The following is a 17,598-nucleotide window of genomic DNA, read 5'->3' as shown; positions in this document are numbered from 1 at the left end:
ATCAATAAATGTTAAATTAGCGAATGTAATGTGATCCAGATTGGATCACGGTGTACTTATTTATAGGTATATTCACGGCGCCTATGAAAAACCACATACATGGAGTGGATATGAATAAATTAGCCGTGGCAACATTGATCCTGAGTAGTCTTTCCGCAGGCGCTTATGCGCATGAAGCGGGTGAATTCTTCGTGCGTGCCGGTACCGCAACCGTCAGGCCGACGGCGGGGTCTGATAATGTGTTAGGGAGTCTGGGGAGTTTTAACGTCGATAATAATACCCAGCTTGGCCTGACCATGACGTATATGGCAACAGACAACGTTGGCGTGGAATTACTGGCGGCGACGCCATTTCGCCATAAAGTAGGAACGGGCCCAACGGGTGATATCGCGACCGTTCACCATTTACCTCCGACACTGATGGCACAATGGTATTTTGGCGATGCCGCAAGTAAAGTCCGCCCTTATATTGGCGCCGGTATCAACTACACCATGTTCTTTGATGAAAAATTCAACGATACGGGTAAATCGGCAGGACTGTCTGATTTGAGTCTGAAAAATTCCTGGGGCGCGGCAGGACAGGTTGGGGTGGATTACTTAATTAACCGCAACTGGCTGATTAATGCCTCGGTCTGGTACATGGATATTGATACAGACGTCCGCTTTAAAGCGGGAGGCGCGCAGCAAAGCGTGAGTACGCGTCTCGATCCGTGGGTCTTTATGTTTGCAGCTGGCTATCGCTTCTGACAAGCGTTATATAAAAACTGGCCTCATGGTGGCCAGTTTTTATCAACGATACGATCATGTTAGTTTTTTCAACATGCCATACGATCCCCAGTTGATAGCCATCGCGACAATAACCCCTATGACCCAGGGAATACGTGAACCGGCAAAATAGTAATGCCCAATATAACTGCCAAGGGTAAAACAGGTGAAAATAGTGGCAACGGTAAACCAGCCTCTTATTAAGGCGGCTTTATTAAACATCTGGATATCCTTACCATTAAAGACAGTAGCGTCTAACGGATGATGAATACGCTTCGTTTTTTACTGTCATCCGTGTCCCACACATCCGCGACATTATTGAGCGGCAGCGGCATGCAGGCAATGGAGAACTGCCCCGGTACGGCGGCGGCGAATAAAGATTGTGTTGCAGTTAACAATTGCGACAGCGTAAGGATACCGATTCCACTTCCCATCAGTTGAATCGGGGCGGAACGTAAAAAGGCACCGGGCAGGGTGATTTCGCCACAGGAAAGTGAACCGACCTGCACATAACGCAGCGCGCTTTTGGTTTTGGCGGCCGCCATCAGTATGTTTTCGGCGCTCGTACCCTACAGATAATCCACCACCACATCGATACCGTTGGCGAATTGCGCCGCCAGTTGTTCGCGAAGCGAGGTGTCATCCTCGTTGAGGCAAATCGCCACATCACCACCCGCCTGCGCCACTGCCTGAGGATTACGCCCGGTCATAATGATTTTTCTGGCTCCAGGATAACGAGCGATTTGTACAGCGAGTTTTCCCGCGTGGCCCAGGCTGACGTCCCCGGATGGGCCATGGCTGCGGCGGTAACGCTATCCAGCTCGTCCGGCAACGCTATGCTATGGTTCAGGGCGACAGGTGCCTGCTCCGCCATACTTCCCCAGGGAGCGCGAAGGAAGGCAAAAGTGTGATGAATCATCCCTTACGCGATGTAGAGTTGATGCGTAAGGCAGACATTAATCTGGATCAGACGCTCTTTCCCTTGCTGGTGGCAATTGAACGCTTTGGGCCGCTCGGTGTGGTCGACCTGGCAAATCGGGCGGGGCTGGTACAAAAGACGTGTAACCCTGAGGACAGGCGCGTCAGCGCGGTATCGGTCAGCGAGGCGGGTAAAGCGATGACCCTGAAAATTGATGTGGCGCGTCAGCAGATGATGAATGCCACGTTTGAAAACTGGACGGCGCAGGAAGTGCAGGATCTGTTTCGGCTGGTGGAGAAATACGCACGCACCCTTTCACGGAGTGAGTGAAAAACGCCCGGCGACGTGCCGGGCGTTAGAGAGAATTACTGACGGGTTCCCGCCTTCATCGCCCGGACAAATGCGCCAAGCTCTTCAAGCATCGTGGCAGGTTTATCCACGTTCTTCTCAATAATCTTGACGATAGCCGAACCTGAAATTGCCCCGGCAGCACCGGCGTCAATTGCCGCAGTCACCTGATCCGGTGCAGAGATGCCAAACCCCTGTAACGGCGGCGCGGCATTATACTCGGTCAGTTTTTCGACCAGATGATGTAACGGCAGTGCGGCGCGGTTTTCGGCGCCGGTTACCCCTGCGCGGGAGAGCAGGTAGGTGTAGCCGCGGCCGTGCGAAGCGATTTGACGTAGCAACTCGTCATCGGCGTTTGGCGGGCAGATGAAGATCGGCGCAACATTATGACGCAGCGCGGCCTGACGGAATGGAGCAGACTCTTCTACCGGCACGTCGGCGACCAGTACGGAGTCGACGCCCGCTTTTTCGCACTGAGCATAAAACTCATCAATACCGCGACTGAACACCAGGTTGGCGTACATCAGCAGGCCAATTGGGATCGTCGGGTGTTTCTGGCGAATCGCGGCCAGCATTTCAAAACACTGGCTCGGTGTGACGCCCGCGGCAAAGGCGCGTAGAGTAGCGTTCTGAATGGTCGGGCCGTCTGCCAGTGGGTCGGAAAACGGGATCCCTAATTCCAGGGCATCGGCACCCGCTTCAATTAGTGTATCGATAATTTTCAGCGATTGTTCAGGCGAGGGATCGCCCAGCGTGACAAATGGAACAAATGCGCCTTCCTTGCGTTCCTTCAATTGCTTAAACAGTGTCTCGTAGCGTTCCATCAGATTTCCCCTCGCGCTTTCAAAATATCGTGTACGGTGAAGATGTCTTTATCTCCACGGCCAGACAGGTTTACCACCAGCAACTGCTCTTTTTCCGGGTTTTCACGCATCATTTTCAGCGCATGGGCCAGGGCATGGGAGGACTCCAGCGCCGGGATGATCCCTTCGTGGCGGCACAGCGTCTTAAAGGCCTCGAGCGCCTCGTCATCGGTGATGGAGACATAATCCGCACGACCAGTGCTGTTCAGATAAGCGTGTTGCGGCCCCACGGACGGGAAATCCAGTCCCGCGGAGATAGAGTAAGATTCCTCAATCTGCCCTTCATCGGTCTGCATCATTGGCGATTTCATACCGAAATAGATCCCCACGCGGCCATGCTTGAGCGGCGCGCCATGTTCACCGGTCTCGATGCCGTGTCCGGCAGGTTCTACCCCGATAAGGCCTACGCTGGTCTCTTCAATGAAATCGGCAAACATCCCGATCGCATTTGAACCACCGCCCACGCAGGCGATCACGGCATCCGGCAGACGGCCTTCTTTTTCGAGGATCTGCGCTTTGGTCTCTTCACCAATCATCCGCTGGAATTCACGCACAATGGTCGGGAAGGGATGTGGACCTGCAGCAGTACCGAGCATGTAGTGCGCGGTGTCGTAGCTACCAGACCAGTCACGCAGCGCTTCGTTACAGGCATCTTTCAGGGTAGCGGAGCCACTATGCACCGGGATCACTTCCGCACCCATTAAACGCATCCGGAAAACGTTTGGCGATTGGCGCTCCACATCTTTCGCGCCCATGTAGATACGGCATTTCAGGCCGAGCAGGGCGCTGGCGAGCGCCGAGGCCACACCATGTTGACCCGCGCCAGTTTCGGCGATGATTTCGGTCTTGCCCATCCGCTTCGCCAGCAGTGCCTGACCCAGCACCTGGTTGGTCTTATGCGCGCCGCCGTGCAGTAGATCTTCACGCTTAAGGTACAGGGTGGTTTTGGTACCCTCGGTGATGTTCTGACATTTGGTCAGCGCGGTCGGGCGACCAGCGTAGTTTTTCAGTAAATCGGTGAACTGAGCCTGAAACTCGGGATCTTTTTGCGCGCTGACAAAGGCTTCTTCCAGCTGACGCAGTGCAGGCATCAGGATTTGCGGCACATACATGCCGCCAAACTCACCAAAATAGGGGTTTAATAATGTCGTCATGATTTTCTTCCTTAATAAGCGCGTAAAGTTCGGAATACCGAGGCCACTTTTTCGGCGTCTTTCTTCCCGGGTTCAGACTCTACGCCTGAATTGAAATCGAGTCCGGCACAGCCGGTTTTTGCCGCTTCTACGCAGTTATCTGCGCCAAGCCCGCCAGCAAGCAGGACGTTGTCCAGCGTTTGCCCTGATAACAGGCTCCAGTCAAAACGCTTACCGCTGCCGCCCTGACCGTTATCAAATAGATATTTATCGACGTGGTTCAGGTCGCGGGCTGGCAGGGTGTCGCCCACACTCAGGGCCTTCCAGATTTGCACGCTGTCCGGCAATTGCTTACGCAGCGTGTCGATGTAGTTCTGGTCTTCACTGCCGTGTAACTGTACGGCGACTAACCCCAGTTGCTCGACGTTTGCCGACACGGTTTCGACAGGGGCATTTCGGAACACGCCAACATACTGGAGCGGCGCGCCGGCCATCACCGTACGGGCCTGCGCGACGTCGACAGCTCGGGGGGATGAGGCGACGAAAATCAGACCGCCATAAATCGCGCCTGCTTCATGGGCGACACGGGCATCCTGCGCACGTGTCAGACCACAAACTTTATTCTCACCAAGCAGGACGCGTTTCACGGCAGCGTCAAGATCGTCATGAGACATCAGCGCGGAGCCAATCAGGAAACCGTTGGCGAAATGGCTCAGCTCACGCACCTGGGCATAAGTATTAATGCCTGACTCGCTGATAACCGTGACTCCAGCGCCGAGGCGCGGCGCCAACTGACGCGTACGGTTCAGATCAATGGACAGATCGCGCAGGTCGCGGTTATTGATGCCGACCACTTTCGCACCAAGCGCGATAGCGCGTTCCAGCTCTTCTTCGTTGCTGACTTCTGTCAGTACGCCCATGTCCAGGCTGTGGGCAACGGCAGAAAGCTGGCGGTATTGCTCATCATCCAGTACCGAGAGCATCAACAGACAGGCATCGGCCTGGTAAAAGCGCGCCAGATAAATCTGGTAAGGGTCGATAATGAAGTCCTTACACAGAATTGGCTGATGCGCGATGCGGCTGACGATGGGCAGAAAATCAAAGCTACCCTGGAAATATTTCTCGTCGGTCAGCACAGAGATCGCCGACGCATGATGCTTGTACACCCCAGCGATACGCGCCGGGTCGAAATCATTGCGAATCACCCCTTTGGACGGGGAGGCTTTTTTGCATTCCAGGATAAACGCGGTGCGCGTACCCTGTAGGGCGTCGTAGAAGCGACGGGTGCTCGGCACCACGTCGTTCTGAAAACTGGCCAGCGGCTGCTGCTCCTTGCGGGCGGCTACCCAAATCGCCTTATCCGCGACGATTTTTGCTAATACGGTTTGCATTCTTTACCCTCTTGCCGCAAGTGCGGTGACTTTGTCATAGGCGGCGCCGCTGTGCAGCACCTGCAGAACTTTCTGCGCGTTGGCTTGCAAATCTTCTTCTCCATGTAAACGCATCAACATGGCGACATTTGCAGCAACGGCGGCCTCATGGGCGGCTTCACCTTTACCTTGTAGTAAGCGTGTCAGAATGTCACGGTTTTCTTCCGGCGTACCGCCTGCCAGTTGCTCCTGATGATACGGCGTCAGACCGAAATCGGCAGCGGTCAGCTGGTAGCTCTTGATCTCGCCATCGCGCAATTCGGCCACTACCGTCGGGGCATGGAGGGAAACTTCATCCATGCCACCGCTGTGCACAACGGCCGCACGCTGATAACCCAGTACGCGCAGAGTTTCGGCAATCGGCAGCACCAGCTCCGGGCTGTACACGCCAATCAACGCCAACGGTGGGTGCGCCGGGTTAATCAGGGGCCCCAGCACGTTAAACAGGGTGCGTGTTTTGAGCTGCTGGCGCACCGGCATCGCGTGGCGGAACCCGGTGTGGTACTTCGGCGCGAACAGGAAACACACGCCCAGCTCATCCAGCGCAGTGCGGGATTTGTCGGCGTTCATATCCAGGTTAATACCGAAAGCGGCCAGTAAATCGGAGGATCCGGAACGGCTGGAAACGCTGCGGTTACCGTGTTTTGCGACTTTGAGACCGCAGGCTGCCGCAACAAACGCACTGGCCGTTGAAATATTGATACTGTTGCTGCCGTCGCCACCGGTGCCCACGATGTCGGCGAACGGATAATCCGGGCGCGGGAACGGCGCGGCATTTTCCAGTAACGCGGTGGCCGCCCCGGCAATTTCATTCGGGTGCTCACCACGTACTTTCATACTCACCAGCGCCGCGGCCAGTTGCTCAGGTTTCAGTTCGCCGCGCACAACGGCAGAGAAGAGCTGGTGGCTTTCTTGCTGGCTCAGTGTTTGCGCCTGATACAGTTTCTCCAGTACCGGTTGAAGCGTATTGGTCTGCTCCAGTTTTTGCAGCGCCCATGCCAGAGTTTGTTCCAGCAAACGGGCTCCCTGTGAGGTCAGAATAGATTCCGGATGGAACTGGAAACCGCAGACGCGATCCGCATCATGGCGCACGGCCATGACCATGCCGTTAAAGTGCGCGTTGATAGTTAACCCTGCCGGAATGTTGCTGCCTACCAGTGAATGGTAGCGCGCCACCGGTAGCGGGTTCGCCAGGCCGGCAAACATTGCCTGGCCGTCATGTTCAATGCTGGAGGCTTTGCCGTGCAGAATTTCGCCAGCCTGACCGACATAGCCGCCGTAGGCTTCCACAATCGCCTGGTGTCCCAGACAGATGCCGATTATCGGCAGTTTGCCGCGCATGCGGGTCAGCAACTCAGGCATGCAACCCGCTTCCGAGGGGGCCCCTGGTCCTGGCGAGAGCATTAGCACCGGGTTTTTCATGGTCGCCAGGCGGTCAATCAGGGTTTGTGCCGGGACATGGTTACGGTAAATCACCACGTTATGCCCGCTGGCGCGTAATTGATCGGCAAGGTTATAGGTAAATGAGTCGATATTATCGAGCAGCAGAATGTCAGCCATCAGAACGTCTCCTGAGCGTTATGCGCTTTAGCAATGGCGCGCAGAACCGCGCGGGCTTTATTACGTGTTTCATCGGCTTCTGATTGCGGTACCGAATCCAGTACCACGCCAGCGCCTGCCTGAACGGTGGCAACACCGTCTTCGACCCAGGCAGAACGAATCACAATGCAGGTGTCCAGGTCACCATGGGCGGTGAAATAGCCCACGGCACCGCCATAACTGCCGCGGCGGGAACCTTCCGCATCAGCAATCAATTGCATGGCGCGTACTTTCGGCGCGCCGCTGAGCGTGCCCATGTTCATACAGGCGCGATAGGCGTGCAGTACATCGAGATCCTGGCGCAATTCACCGACCACACGCGACACCAGGTGCATAACAAAGGAGTAGCGGTCGACTTTGGTCAGATCCGCGACATAACGGCTGCCCGGAGTACAAATTCGCGCCAGATCGTTACGTGCGAGATCAACCAGCATCAGGTGCTCGGATAACTCTTTATGGTCGGTACGCATTTCGAGTTCAATACGGCTGTCCAGATCCCGGTCCAGCGAACCGTCAGCGCGACGACCGCGTGGGCGTGTCCCGGCGATGGGGTAGATTTCAATCTGGCGTGAGGTGGCGTCATATTTGAGCGAGCTTTCCGGCGATGCGCCAAACAGAGCGAAATCGCTGTCCTGCATAAAGAACATGTACGGACTTGGGTTGCTCTTTTTCAGCACTTCATAGGCAGCCAGCGGTGACGGGCACGGCAGGGTGAAGCGGCGGGACGGAACGACCTGGAAAATCTCACCGGCGCGAATCGCTTTTTGCATCTGACGCACAACCGCGCCGTACTCTTCATCGCTCTGGTTGCAGTCGCAACGCATAGTGCTGACGGATTCAACCGGCAATGGCGCTGGCGGTACGTTTAGCTGTTCATGCAGTGTTTCAATGCGCTGCGTCAGACGCGCTTTTTCGTTGGCATCAGTGGAAAACAGACTCACCTGAATGCGGGTGTGACGCTTCTGATGGTCGATCACCAGTAAGGTTTCTGCCAGATAAAAGCAGTAGTCCGGACAGCGGCGGTCATGACTCAGTGCAGGTAAATCTTCAAACCCGGCCACCAGGTCATAGGCAAACAGGCCGCCGAAGAACATGGCTTCACGCTCGTCAGTCGGGACATCAACCAGCCCCTGTAGCAGACGGAAGGCATCGAAAACTGAGAGTGAGCACAGACGTGCATCTTCATCGAGCAGGGTGCTGACCGGCGGAAAACGTAATACGCGAGAATCTTTCTGGATGGTGTTCTCAACCCCTGCCGGAAGTGCGGCATCCAGCAGCGGCAACAGTGAAGCACCATTTTGGGTTAAGGCCTGAATAGTGACAGTGTCACCCAAAGCAGTAATGCGCAGCGCACTATCCACCAGCAGCAGGCTTTTTAAATCATTTTTGCTGTCGATATCGGCGGATTCCAGCAACAACGTTGCCGGGCGTGCACCACACAGTTGATGGAATAACGCGGTCGGGTTCTCCCGGTACAGCGCGTTGCTGGTGAGCAATTCAAGTGTCGGTTTTTGCGTTTGCATAGTTGCTCTCATAAATATGTTCAAAAAAAAGCCCGCTCAGTTGGCGGGCCGGGTATCGGTGTGCTGAATACGCACGTGAAACACTGCCCAATGTCAGGGAGTGCGCCACCAGCGGTTAACGGAAAAATGCATATTCATCAGGGATACCTCGTGGAGTGAACTTGCGTACTAGTTAACTGGTTCGCGCAAGGAAAGTCAACCCTCGATTTCAGAAAATCGCCGCAGAACGTTATGATAGGGCACAGTTATTGTTTTATCGGCCATGGGAGCCGCTTTTGAGCGACACGAATTACGCAGTGATTTATGACCTGCACAGCCACACTATTGCCTCTGATGGCGTCCTGACCCCACAAGAACTGGTCCACCGTGCGGTTGCAATGCGTGTGGGAACCCTGGCGATTACCGATCACGATACGACAGCCGCTATTCCCGCTGCGCGTGAAGAAATTGAACGCACCGGGCTGGCACTGACATTGATAGCCGGTGTGGAGATTTCCACCGTCTGGGAAAATCACGAGATTCACATTGTGGGCCTGGATATCGATATTGAACATCCAGCGTTATGTTCATTTTTACAGGAGCAGCATGAGCGGCGCCAGCAGCGCGGCAGGCTGATTGCTGAGCGACTGGAAAAGGCCCATATCCCGGGCGCCTGGGAAGGCGCGCAGCGACTGGCGCAGGGGGCTGCCGTCACGCGCGGACATTTTGCCCGTTTTCTGGTGGAGTGCGGTAAAGCCTCCAGTATGGCGGATGTATTCAAAAGGTATCTTGCGCGCGGGAAAACCGGATATGTTCCACCACAGTGGTGTACAATAGAACAAGCTATTGAAGTGATTCATCATTCTGGCGGAACGGCGGTGCTGGCCCATCCGGGCCGATACGATCTCTCCGCTAAATGGTTGAAAAGACTGCTGGCGCATTTTGCCCAGAGTGGCGGAGAGGCGATGGAAGTTGCCCAATGCCAGCAGGCTCCCAATGAGCGTAAACAGCTCGCCGAGTATGCCCGCCAGTTCGGTTTACTGGCCTCCCAGGGATCGGATTTCCATCAGCCATGCGCATGGATTGAGCTGGGGCGCAAGCTTTGGCTACCCGCTGATGTGGAGGGCGTCTGGCGCAAATGGGAGCAGCCGCAAAACAGTGAAGAGAGGGAAGTATGAGTCAGTTTTTTTATATTCATCCGGAAAACCCTCAACCGCGTCTGATTAATCAGGCGGTTGAGATTGTCCGTAAAGGCGGGGTGATTGTTTACCCAACCGATTCAGGGTATGCGTTAGGCTGTAAAATTGAAGACAAAGGGGCGATGGAGCGTATTTGCCGCATCCGTCAATTGCCTGATGGCCATAACTTTACCCTGATGTGCCGCGACTTGTCTGAGCTGTCGACCTATGCGTTCGTCGACAATGTGGCTTTTCGTCTGATTAAAAATAACACCCCAGGCAATTACACCTTTATCCTGAAAGGAACGAAAGAGGTGCCGCGTCGCCTGTTGCAGGAAAAACGTAAAACCATCGGCCTGCGTGTCCCGGCGAACCCGATTGCGCTGGCGTTGCTCGATACCCTTGGCGAGCCGATGCTTTCTACCTCGCTAATGCTGCCCGGGAGCGAATTTACCGAGTCCGATCCTGATGAAATTAAAGATCGTCTGGAAAAGCTGGTGGATTTGATTATCCATGGCGGTTATCTGGGACAGCAACCGACAACGGTTGTCGATCTTACGGATGATTCCCCGGTTGTTATTCGTGAAGGCGTCGGCGACGTTAAACCTTTCCTATAATGAAGCAAGCCGCTATACTACGCGGCCATTTCACAGGCGCCGCAGTGGCCTGATGACCCTATTCGACGCCTGTGAAGGCGACACCCGAGGAAGCTCTATGAGCGAAAAATTACAGAAAGTGCTGGCGCGAGCTGGCCACGGTTCCCGCCGTGAAATAGAAACCATCATCGAAGCAGGCCGCGTGAGCGTAGACGGCAAGATTGCCACGCTGGGCGATCGCGTTGAAGTGACCCAGGCGCTGAAAATTCGTATCGACGGGCATCTGATTTCGGTGAAAGAGTCCGCTGAACAAATCTGCCGCGTGCTGGCGTATTACAAACCTGAAGGCGAGTTGTGCACGCGTAACGATCCGGAAGGCCGTCCGACCGTTTTTGACCGTCTGCCAAAACTGCGCGGCGCCCGTTGGATTGCGGTTGGCCGTCTTGACGTCAACACCTGTGGTCTGCTGCTGTTCACCACCGACGGTGAGCTGGCGAATCGCCTGATGCACCCCAGCCGTGAAGTGGAACGTGAATACGCGGTGCGTGTGTTCGGCCAGATTGAAGAGGCCAAAGTGCGAGAACTGTCGCGTGGCGTCCAACTGGAAGATGGCCCGGCAGCGTTTAAAACCATTAAATTCAGCGGTGGTGAAGGGATTAACCAGTGGTATAACGTGACCCTGACCGAAGGACGTAACCGCGAAGTACGTCGCCTGTGGGAAGCGGTTGGCGTGCAGGTTAGCCGCCTTATTCGCGTGCGCTACGGTGACATTCCGCTGCCGAAAGGGCTGCCGCGTGGTGGGTATACTGAGCTGGATCTGGCCCAGACCAACTACCTGCGCGAACTGGTAGGGCTGACGCCGGAAACCGCATCAAAAGTGGCGGTCGAAAAAGATCGTCGTCGCATGAAAGCCAATCAGATCCGTCGTGCAGTGAAGCGTCACAGCCAGGTATCAGGCAATCGTCAGACGTCCGGCAACCGTCGCTCCGGTGGGCGTAGCAACAACGGCTAATCCTCTCACGTTTCCGGTTAATTTGCCGGAAACGTCTTTTTTCTGCGCATGTGATGATGTCAGCCAGACCGTCAGAAATGATTGTACGTGGTGAAAGGCCGTGACAGTGTCACGTTAAAGACGTAGTTACGCGGATGATGCGGATGATAAAAGCGAGACAGGGCCGTAGCGCAACGCCGCAGCCCGCGGTGTCTTAATAGTCGATACCTATCTGTGCCTTTACGCCGGCTTCGAAAGCATGTTTTACCGGGCGCAGCTCGCTGACCGTATCAGCAATCTCCAGAATATCGCGATGGCAGCCGCGTCCGGTGATGATCACCGTCTGGTTGATCGGGCGATTGTCCAGCGCATCAAGCACGGCTTCCAGCGGCAGGTAATCGTAGGCCACCATATAGGTCAACTCGTCGAGCACCACCATATCCAGCGATTCGTCGGCCAGCATACGCTGCGCATGCGCCCACACTTCAAGGCAGGCGGCCGTATCGCTCTCGCGGTTCTGCGTGTCCCAGGTGAACCCGGTTGCCATCACCTGAAATTCGACTCCATGCGGTTCCAGTAGATTGCGCTCGCCATTTGGCCAGGTACCTTTAATAAACTGAATCGCACCGACCTTCTTTCCATGGCCAACGGCACGTGCGGCGGTGCCAAATGCAGCGGTAGTTTTGCCTTTACCATTGCCGGTAAAGACAATAATGATGCCGCGCTCTTCCTGTGCCGCCGCCACGCGGGCATCGACTCTTTCCTTCACCCGCTGCTGGCGTTGCTGATAACGTTCTTCACTCATTGTGATATCCCCGGTTTTCGTCCTGGCTGAGCATCAAAACTCATGCCGGTTTTGCGACGGCTGTCATCGCCCATCAGCCATAAATAGAGCGGCATAATATCGGCTGGCGTTTTTAATTTCTGCGGATCTTCGCTCGGAAAGGCGCTGGCGCGCATTTGCGTTCGGGTACCGCCCGGATTGATGCAGTTGACCCTTAAGCGATTTTGATACTCCTCAGCCAGAACCTGCATCATGCCTTCGGTGGCAAATTTCGAGGCGGCATAGGCCCCCCAGTTTGCGCGCCCCTGACGACCAACGCTCGACGATGTGAAGACCAGTGAGCCGCTTTCCGCGTTGAGTAATAAAGGAAGGAGCGCCTGAGTCAAATAGAAGGTGGCGTTGACGTTAACCTGCATAACGTTATCCCAGACGTCAGGCCGCTGTTCGTTCATGGGACAGACATCGCCCAGTACGCCAGCGTTATGCAGTACGCCGTCCAGTCGTGGATAGTGTTTAGCAATCTCGTCCGCGAGACGCAGACAATCATTGGGCGTACAGGTGGCCATATCCAGCGTGAAGAGGCTGGCGGCCTGACCGCCCTCGGAGGCTATCTGTCCGGCAACCGACTGCAATTTGTTTTCGTTACGCCCAAGTAAGATGACGCGTGCGCCGTAGCGGGCATAGGTGAGCGCCGCCTCTTTGCCGATGCCGTCACTGGCGCCGGTGACCAGAATAATGTGGTTTCGCAACAGGTCGCGTTGTGGCTGATAATGCACGCTAACTCCTTGGTCTCAACCCGTCTTTAAATCGTGTTGGCTTTATGCCTGAAATAGAAGGCGATTTCAATCAGTCTGGCAGAGAGTCTCCCGTGCGCTGGCATCATGTATAGCGGAATGTGCTGAAACTGGTCGACTGAATGCCAGAAAGGGGGTAATGCGAGACGTGCCAGGAAGGCTCATGTACACTGGATGCGATCGTTAAGTGGCTGAACCAAGGTGGAATGCGTGGAATTACTGTCTGAATATGGTTTGTTTTTAGCCAAAATTGCGACGGTTGTCGTCGCGATTGTGGTAGTCGCAATTCTTATTGTTAATCTGACACAGCGCAAACGTCAGCGGGGTGAATTACGCGTTACCCGCATGAGCGAACAATATAAGGAAATGCAGGAAGAGATGGCCGTGGCGCTGCTGGACAGCCAGCAGCAAAAACTGTGGCATAAAGCCCAAAAGAAAAAAGCCAAACAGGACGCGAAAGCGGCAAAAGCCAAAGCAAAGTCTGGCGACACGGCCTCGGCGGATAAACCTCGCGCCTGGGTGCTGGACTTCAAAGGCAGCATGGATGCTCATGAAGTTGGCGCGCTGCGTGAAGAGATCACCGCAGTATTGACGCTGGTCAAGCCAGAAGATCAGGTTGTTCTCCGTCTGGAAAGTCCTGGTGGCGTTGTTCATGGCTACGGGCTGGCGGCTTCTCAGTTACAACGCCTGCGCGACAAGCAGGTTCCGCTGACTGTCGCAGTCGATAAAGTTGCCGCCAGCGGGGGATACATGATGGCTTGTGTTGCGGACAAAATTGTTGCAGCACCGTTTTCTATTATTGGATCGATTGGCGTCGTGGCGCAGATCCCTAACTTCAATCGTTTCCTGAAAAGCAAAGAGATTGACATCGAATTGCATACTGCCGGGCAGTTCAAACGCACGCTGACGCTGTTGGGTGAAAACACCGAAGAGGGGCGGCAGAAATTCCGCGAGAGCCTCAATGAAACGCATGACCTGTTTAAAGGTTTTGTCCATCAGATGCGCCCGCAACTGGATATAGAACAGGTGGCGACTGGCGAGCACTGGTATGGTTCGCAGGCGCTGGAAAAAGGTCTGGTTGATGCGGTGGGTACCAGCGACGAGTTGCTGCTGGGGCTGTTTGAGAGCCATGAGGTGATCGGCCTGCGTTATCAGCAGCGCAAAAAACTCATCGATCGCTTGACCGGCAGTGCCGCAGAGAGCGCAGACCGACTGCTAATGCGCTGGTGGCAGCGCGGGCAAAAACCGCTCATGTAGACGCAAGTACTAATAAAAACGCGAGGCCATGGCCTCGCGTTTTTATCTAATCGATCAGATGGTATTTTTCAGACAGCTCATGGGCCAGATATTTGAACATGTTGAATACCGCGGTGCTTTTCCCGGTCGGCAGCCCCTGTTCATCCAGAAAATACTCGCCGCTGAATACCAGCACCCCGTTGCGCTGACTTACACCGGTTGCTTCAATACCGGACAGCGTGTCTTCATGATCGCGAATGAGTTGGTTTGCCAGCTCAAGCAGAGACTGACGATCGATAGGTTGCTTATTCGGCTCCATTTCGCCCCTCCTTAAAAATTTAACAAGTTTACGCCCCACACGGCCCAGGGGCAAATTTTCCCTGCACAGGCAAGGGGTTTCCCGTTACGGTAGTGCTGGCGCGATTCGATTTTGCATGCTAATAAAGTTGCGTAACAAATTTTATCAGGTACAGTGTGACCCTTTCGTCAATCTGGCAACAGATTTGCTTGACATTCGACCGTAAAATCGTCGTGCTGTATCGTATACTAGCGAAAAAGCCTGTTAACTCAATCACCTGCTAGCGATTACTTTCGCTTATGGTCAAATATAGGGTTGATATCCATTGTCGCCACCGCAATATCATTGGCTCGTCGCCAGCGGAAGGTGAATCAATGTGCGACGTATTCCTGGAAGAATTTTATTAGGTAAAGGTGAATATGGGTAAAGCTCTCGTCATCGTTGAGTCCCCGGCAAAAGCCAAAACGATCAATAAGTATCTGGGTAATGACTACGTGGTGAAATCCAGCGTCGGTCATATCCGCGATTTGCCGACCAGTGGCTCAGCACCTAAAAAGAGCGCTGACTCTGCCTCCACCAAAACGGCTAAGAAGCCTAAAAAGGATGAACGCGGCGCTCTTGTCAATCGCATGGGCATTGACCCATGGCACAACTGGGATGCGCACTATGAAGTGCTGCCCGGAAAAGAGAAGGTGGTTTCTGAGCTGAAATCGCTCGCTGAAAAAGCCGACCATATCTATCTCGCAACCGACCTTGACCGCGAAGGGGAAGCCATTGCATGGCACCTGCGGGAAGTGATCGGCGGCGATGAAACGCGCTATAGCCGCGTGGTTTTTAATGAAATCACCAAAAATGCGATTCGTCAGGCATTCGAAAAGCCGGGCGAACTGAACATTGATCGTGTGAATGCCCAACAGGCGCGGCGCTTTATGGACCGCGTAGTGGGTTACATGGTCTCTCCGCTGTTGTGGAAGAAGATCGCTCGTGGCCTGTCTGCCGGCCGCGTACAATCGGTTGCTGTGCGTCTGGTGGTTGAGCGTGAACGTGAGATTAAAGCTTTCGTTCCGGAAGAGTACTGGGAAGTTGATGCCAATGCCGCCACGCCTGGTGGCGATTCTCTGCCACTTCAGGTGACGCACGAAGGGGATAAACCTTTCCGTCCGGTTAACCGCGAACAAACGATGGCGGCCGTGAGTCTGCTCGAAAAAGCGCGTTATACCGTGCTTGAGCGAGAAGATAAGCCGACCAGCAGCAAACCAGGCGCACCCTTTATTACGTCCACGTTGCAGCAGGCGGCGAGTACCCGCCTGGGCTTTGGCGTGAAGAAAACCATGATGATGGCCCAGCGTTTGTACGAAGCGGGTTACATCACCTATATGCGTACCGACTCCACCAACCTGAGTCAGGATGCGGTCAGCATGGTGCGCACGTTTATTGGTGACAAGTACGGTAAAAAATACCTGCCGGAAAATGCTAACCAGTACGCCAGCAAAGAGAATTCGCAGGAAGCGCACGAAGCGATCCGTCCATCCGATGTTGGGGTTGAAGCGGACGCCCTAAAAGACATGGAAACTGATGCGCAGAAACTGTATCAGCTGATCTGGCGCCAGTTTGTGGCCTGCCAGATGACGCCGGCGCAATACGACTCCACCACTATTACTGTGGGCGCAGGTGATTATCGTCTGAAAGCACGCGGTCGCATTTTGCGATTTGATGGCTGGACGAAAGTCATGCCTGCACTGCGTAAAGGCGATGAAGATCGCACGCTGCCTGCGGTAAATACGGGGGATGTCCTGTCGCTGATTGATCTGACGCCTGCCCAGCACTTTACAAAACCACCTGCGCGCTTTAGTGAAGCGTCGCTGGTTAAAGAGCTGGAAAAACGTGGCATTGGCCGCCCGTCTACCTACGCGTCAATCATTTCGACCATTCAGGACCGTGGCTATGTGCGCGTGGAAAACCGTCGCTTCTACGCGGAAAAAATGGGTGAGATTGTTACCGACCGTCTGGAAGAGAACTTCCGTGAGTTGATGAATTACGATTTCACCGCGCAGATGGAAGATCGTCTCGACCAGGTGGCAAACCACGAAGCGGAATGGAAGAAGGTGCTGGACAGTTTCTTCGGTGATTTCTCTCGTCAACTTGATCAGGCAGAAAGAGAGCCGGATGAAGGCGGGATGCGTCCGAATCAGATGGTGCTTACCAGTATTGATTGCCCGACTTGCGGTCGTAAGATGGGGATCCGTACTGCCAGTACCGGGGTGTTCCTCGGCTGCTCCGGTTATGCCCTTTCGCCAAAAGAGCGTTGCAAAACCACCATTAACCTGGTACCGGAAAACGAAGTATTGAACGTTCTGGAAGGCGATGATGCGGAAACCAACGCACTGCGCGCCAAACGGCGTTGTACTAAGTGCGGTACGGCGATGGACAGCTACCTCATTGATCCGAAACGTAAACTGCATGTTTGTGGTAATAACCCGACCTGCGATGGTTATGAAATCGAAGAGGGCGAGTTCCGCATTAAAGGTTATGACGGCCCGGTGGTGGAGTGTGAGAAATGCGGCTCTGAAATGCACCTGAAAATGGGACGTTTCGGTAAGTACATGGCCTGTACCAACGACGAATGCAAAAACACGCGTAAGATCCTGCGTAACGGCGAAGTCGCACCACCGAAAGAAGATCCGGTACCGTTGCCGGAGTTACCGTGCGAAAAATCGGATGCCTATTTCGTTCTGCGTGATGGCGCTGCCGGGGTCTTCCTTGCGGCTAACACGTTCCCGAAATCACGCGAAACGCGTGCTCCGTTAGTGGAAGAGTTATATCGCTTCCGCGATCGTTTGCCGGAAAAACTGCGTTATCTGGCCGATGCCCCGCAACAGGATCCGGATGGGAATAAGACCATTGTCCGTTTTAGCCGTAAAACAAAGCAGCAGTATGTTGCGTCGGAAAAAGACGGCAAAGCGACAAACTGGTCAGCGTTTTACGTTGATGGAAAATGGGCGGAAGCCAAAAAATAAAGCTTTAAGATTAATGGGTTAAAACGAGGGCCGGTTATCCGGCCCTTTTTTTATTACACCGTTATTATTTTTTCATCGAATCTATACATAGAAGATATAAATGATATAGTGGTTATAGTTAAATCTTTTTTTATTATGAAATCGTC

General features: G+C 54.3%; 19 protein-coding genes and 1 other annotated feature. Of the genes, 7 read left to right on the top strand and 12 right to left on the bottom strand.

Annotation, left to right across the window (positions count from 1 at the left end):
• Nucleotides 1–110 precede the first annotated feature (110 nt).
• Nucleotides 111–746, top strand: coding sequence for an outer membrane protein OmpW (ompW, locus tag L2097_RS07650; RefSeq protein ID WP_047370504.1), 636 nt, complete (start codon nucleotides 111–113; stop codon nucleotides 744–746).
• Between the two features lie 54 nt (nucleotides 747–800).
• Here the strand turns inward: ompW and L2097_RS07645 are convergent, their stop codons facing one another.
• From L2097_RS07645 to L2097_RS07630, 4 genes are read right to left on the bottom strand one after another with little or no spacing between them, the layout of a single operon-like run.
• A complete protein-coding gene (locus L2097_RS07645; protein WP_047370503.1) occupies nucleotides 801–986 on the bottom strand; it encodes a hypothetical protein in 186 nt (61 codons plus the stop codon).
• 32 nt (nucleotides 987–1,018) lie between these two features.
• A complete protein-coding gene (locus tag L2097_RS07640) occupies nucleotides 1,019–1,309 on the bottom strand; it encodes a hypothetical protein (RefSeq protein ID WP_250352528.1) in 291 nt (96 codons plus the stop codon).
• Nucleotides 1,310–1,333: 24 nt separating this feature from the next.
• Nucleotides 1,334–1,474, bottom strand: coding sequence for a hypothetical protein (locus L2097_RS07635; protein WP_250352527.1), 141 nt, complete (start codon nucleotides 1,472–1,474; stop codon nucleotides 1,334–1,336).
• Nucleotides 1,471–1,638 (bottom strand): hypothetical protein, encoded by a 168-nt coding sequence (locus tag L2097_RS07630; RefSeq protein ID WP_250352526.1) that lies wholly within the window; start codon nucleotides 1,636–1,638, stop codon nucleotides 1,471–1,473. Before L2097_RS07630 ends, L2097_RS07635 begins: the two co-directional genes overlap by 4 nt.
• A 36-nt stretch (nucleotides 1,639–1,674) precedes the next feature.
• On the opposite strand from L2097_RS07630, the gene L2097_RS07625 reads away from it, so the two are divergent.
• On the top strand, nucleotides 1,675–2,013 hold the full coding sequence (locus tag L2097_RS07625) for a MarR family winged helix-turn-helix transcriptional regulator (RefSeq protein WP_250352525.1): 339 nt from the start codon (nucleotides 1,675–1,677) through the stop codon (nucleotides 2,011–2,013).
• 35 nt (nucleotides 2,014–2,048) lie between these two features.
• Here the strand turns inward: L2097_RS07625 and trpA are convergent, their stop codons facing one another.
• Genes trpA through L2097_RS07600 form a run of 5 tightly spaced genes read right to left on the bottom strand, consistent with a single transcriptional unit; the run spans nucleotide 2,049 to nucleotide 8,579 of the window.
• Complete coding sequence (gene trpA, locus L2097_RS07620) at nucleotides 2,049–2,855, bottom strand: tryptophan synthase subunit alpha (protein WP_142518686.1); 807 nt, start codon at nucleotides 2,853–2,855, stop codon at nucleotides 2,049–2,051.
• A complete protein-coding gene (gene trpB / locus L2097_RS07615) occupies nucleotides 2,855–4,048 on the bottom strand; it encodes a tryptophan synthase subunit beta (protein WP_047370500.1) in 1,194 nt (397 codons plus the stop codon). Before trpB ends, trpA begins: the two co-directional genes overlap by 1 nt.
• Before the next feature lie 11 nt (nucleotides 4,049–4,059).
• Nucleotides 4,060–5,418, bottom strand: coding sequence for a bifunctional indole-3-glycerol-phosphate synthase TrpC/phosphoribosylanthranilate isomerase TrpF (gene trpCF / locus L2097_RS07610; RefSeq protein WP_250352524.1), 1,359 nt, complete (start codon nucleotides 5,416–5,418; stop codon nucleotides 4,060–4,062).
• Between the two features lie 3 nt (nucleotides 5,419–5,421).
• The gene (trpD, locus tag L2097_RS07605; protein WP_079497526.1) at nucleotides 5,422–7,017 is read right to left on the bottom strand and encodes a bifunctional anthranilate synthase glutamate amidotransferase component TrpG/anthranilate phosphoribosyltransferase TrpD; all 1,596 of its coding nucleotides are present in this window, start codon (nucleotides 7,015–7,017) and stop codon (nucleotides 5,422–5,424) included.
• Nucleotides 7,017–8,579: an anthranilate synthase component 1 gene (locus L2097_RS07600; RefSeq protein ID WP_047370497.1), complete on the bottom strand. Its 1,563-nt coding sequence runs from the start codon at nucleotides 8,577–8,579 to the stop codon at nucleotides 7,017–7,019. Before L2097_RS07600 ends, trpD begins: the two co-directional genes overlap by 1 nt.
• 22 nt (nucleotides 8,580–8,601) lie before the next feature.
• Nucleotides 8,602–8,696: a sequence feature (Trp leader region), on the bottom strand.
• A 158-nt stretch (nucleotides 8,697–8,854) separates the two neighbouring features.
• On the opposite strand from L2097_RS07600, the gene rnm reads away from it, so the two are divergent.
• The 3 genes from rnm (at nucleotide 8,855) to rluB (ending at nucleotide 11,344) form a co-directional block, all read left to right on the top strand.
• Nucleotides 8,855–9,736, top strand: a complete 882-nt coding sequence (rnm, locus tag L2097_RS07595) for an RNase RNM (protein ID WP_250352523.1) — start codon at nucleotides 8,855–8,857, stop codon at nucleotides 9,734–9,736.
• Nucleotides 9,733–10,353, top strand: a complete 621-nt coding sequence (locus L2097_RS07590) for an L-threonylcarbamoyladenylate synthase (RefSeq protein WP_047370495.1) — start codon at nucleotides 9,733–9,735, stop codon at nucleotides 10,351–10,353. The genes rnm and L2097_RS07590 overlap by 4 nt, the downstream gene beginning before the upstream one ends.
• Nucleotides 10,354–10,450: 97 nt before the next feature.
• Nucleotides 10,451–11,344, top strand: a complete 894-nt coding sequence (rluB, locus tag L2097_RS07585; RefSeq protein ID WP_047370489.1) for a 23S rRNA pseudouridine(2605) synthase RluB — start codon at nucleotides 10,451–10,453, stop codon at nucleotides 11,342–11,344.
• A gap of 193 nt (nucleotides 11,345–11,537) precedes the next feature.
• Here the strand turns inward: rluB and cobO are convergent, their stop codons facing one another.
• Both cobO and L2097_RS07575 read right to left on the bottom strand, forming a co-directional pair.
• A complete protein-coding gene (gene cobO, locus L2097_RS07580) occupies nucleotides 11,538–12,128 on the bottom strand; it encodes a cob(I)yrinic acid a,c-diamide adenosyltransferase (RefSeq protein ID WP_047370488.1) in 591 nt (196 codons plus the stop codon).
• Nucleotides 12,125–12,883 carry a YciK family oxidoreductase gene (locus tag L2097_RS07575; RefSeq protein ID WP_250352522.1) on the bottom strand — a complete coding sequence of 253 codons (759 nt, stop codon included), beginning with the start codon at nucleotides 12,881–12,883 and terminating at the stop codon, nucleotides 12,125–12,127. The genes cobO and L2097_RS07575 overlap by 4 nt, the downstream gene beginning before the upstream one ends.
• 228 nt (nucleotides 12,884–13,111) lie before the next feature.
• Here L2097_RS07575 and sohB point away from each other — a divergent pair, with 228 nt between their 5' ends.
• Nucleotides 13,112–14,158, top strand: coding sequence for a protease SohB (gene sohB, locus L2097_RS07570; RefSeq protein ID WP_047370486.1), 1,047 nt, complete (start codon nucleotides 13,112–13,114; stop codon nucleotides 14,156–14,158).
• Nucleotides 14,159–14,204: 46 nt separating this feature from the next.
• On the opposite strand, the gene L2097_RS07565 is transcribed toward sohB, so the two are convergent.
• Nucleotides 14,205–14,456, bottom strand: coding sequence for a YciN family protein (locus L2097_RS07565; RefSeq protein WP_047370485.1), 252 nt, complete (start codon nucleotides 14,454–14,456; stop codon nucleotides 14,205–14,207).
• Between the two features lie 398 nt (nucleotides 14,457–14,854).
• Here L2097_RS07565 and topA point away from each other — a divergent pair, with 398 nt between their 5' ends.
• Nucleotides 14,855–17,452 carry a type I DNA topoisomerase gene (topA, locus tag L2097_RS07560; RefSeq protein ID WP_047370484.1) on the top strand — a complete coding sequence of 866 codons (2,598 nt, stop codon included), beginning with the start codon at nucleotides 14,855–14,857 and terminating at the stop codon, nucleotides 17,450–17,452.
• Nucleotides 17,453–17,598 lie beyond the last annotated feature (146 nt).

This window comes from Citrobacter sp. MNAZ 1397, assembly GCF_023613995.1.
In the GTDB taxonomy this organism is placed as follows: domain Bacteria; phylum Pseudomonadota; class Gammaproteobacteria; order Enterobacterales; family Enterobacteriaceae; genus Phytobacter; species Phytobacter ursingii.
The sequence above is the reverse complement of the archived record's forward strand: the minus strand, read 5'-3'. Positions and strand labels throughout refer to the sequence as shown.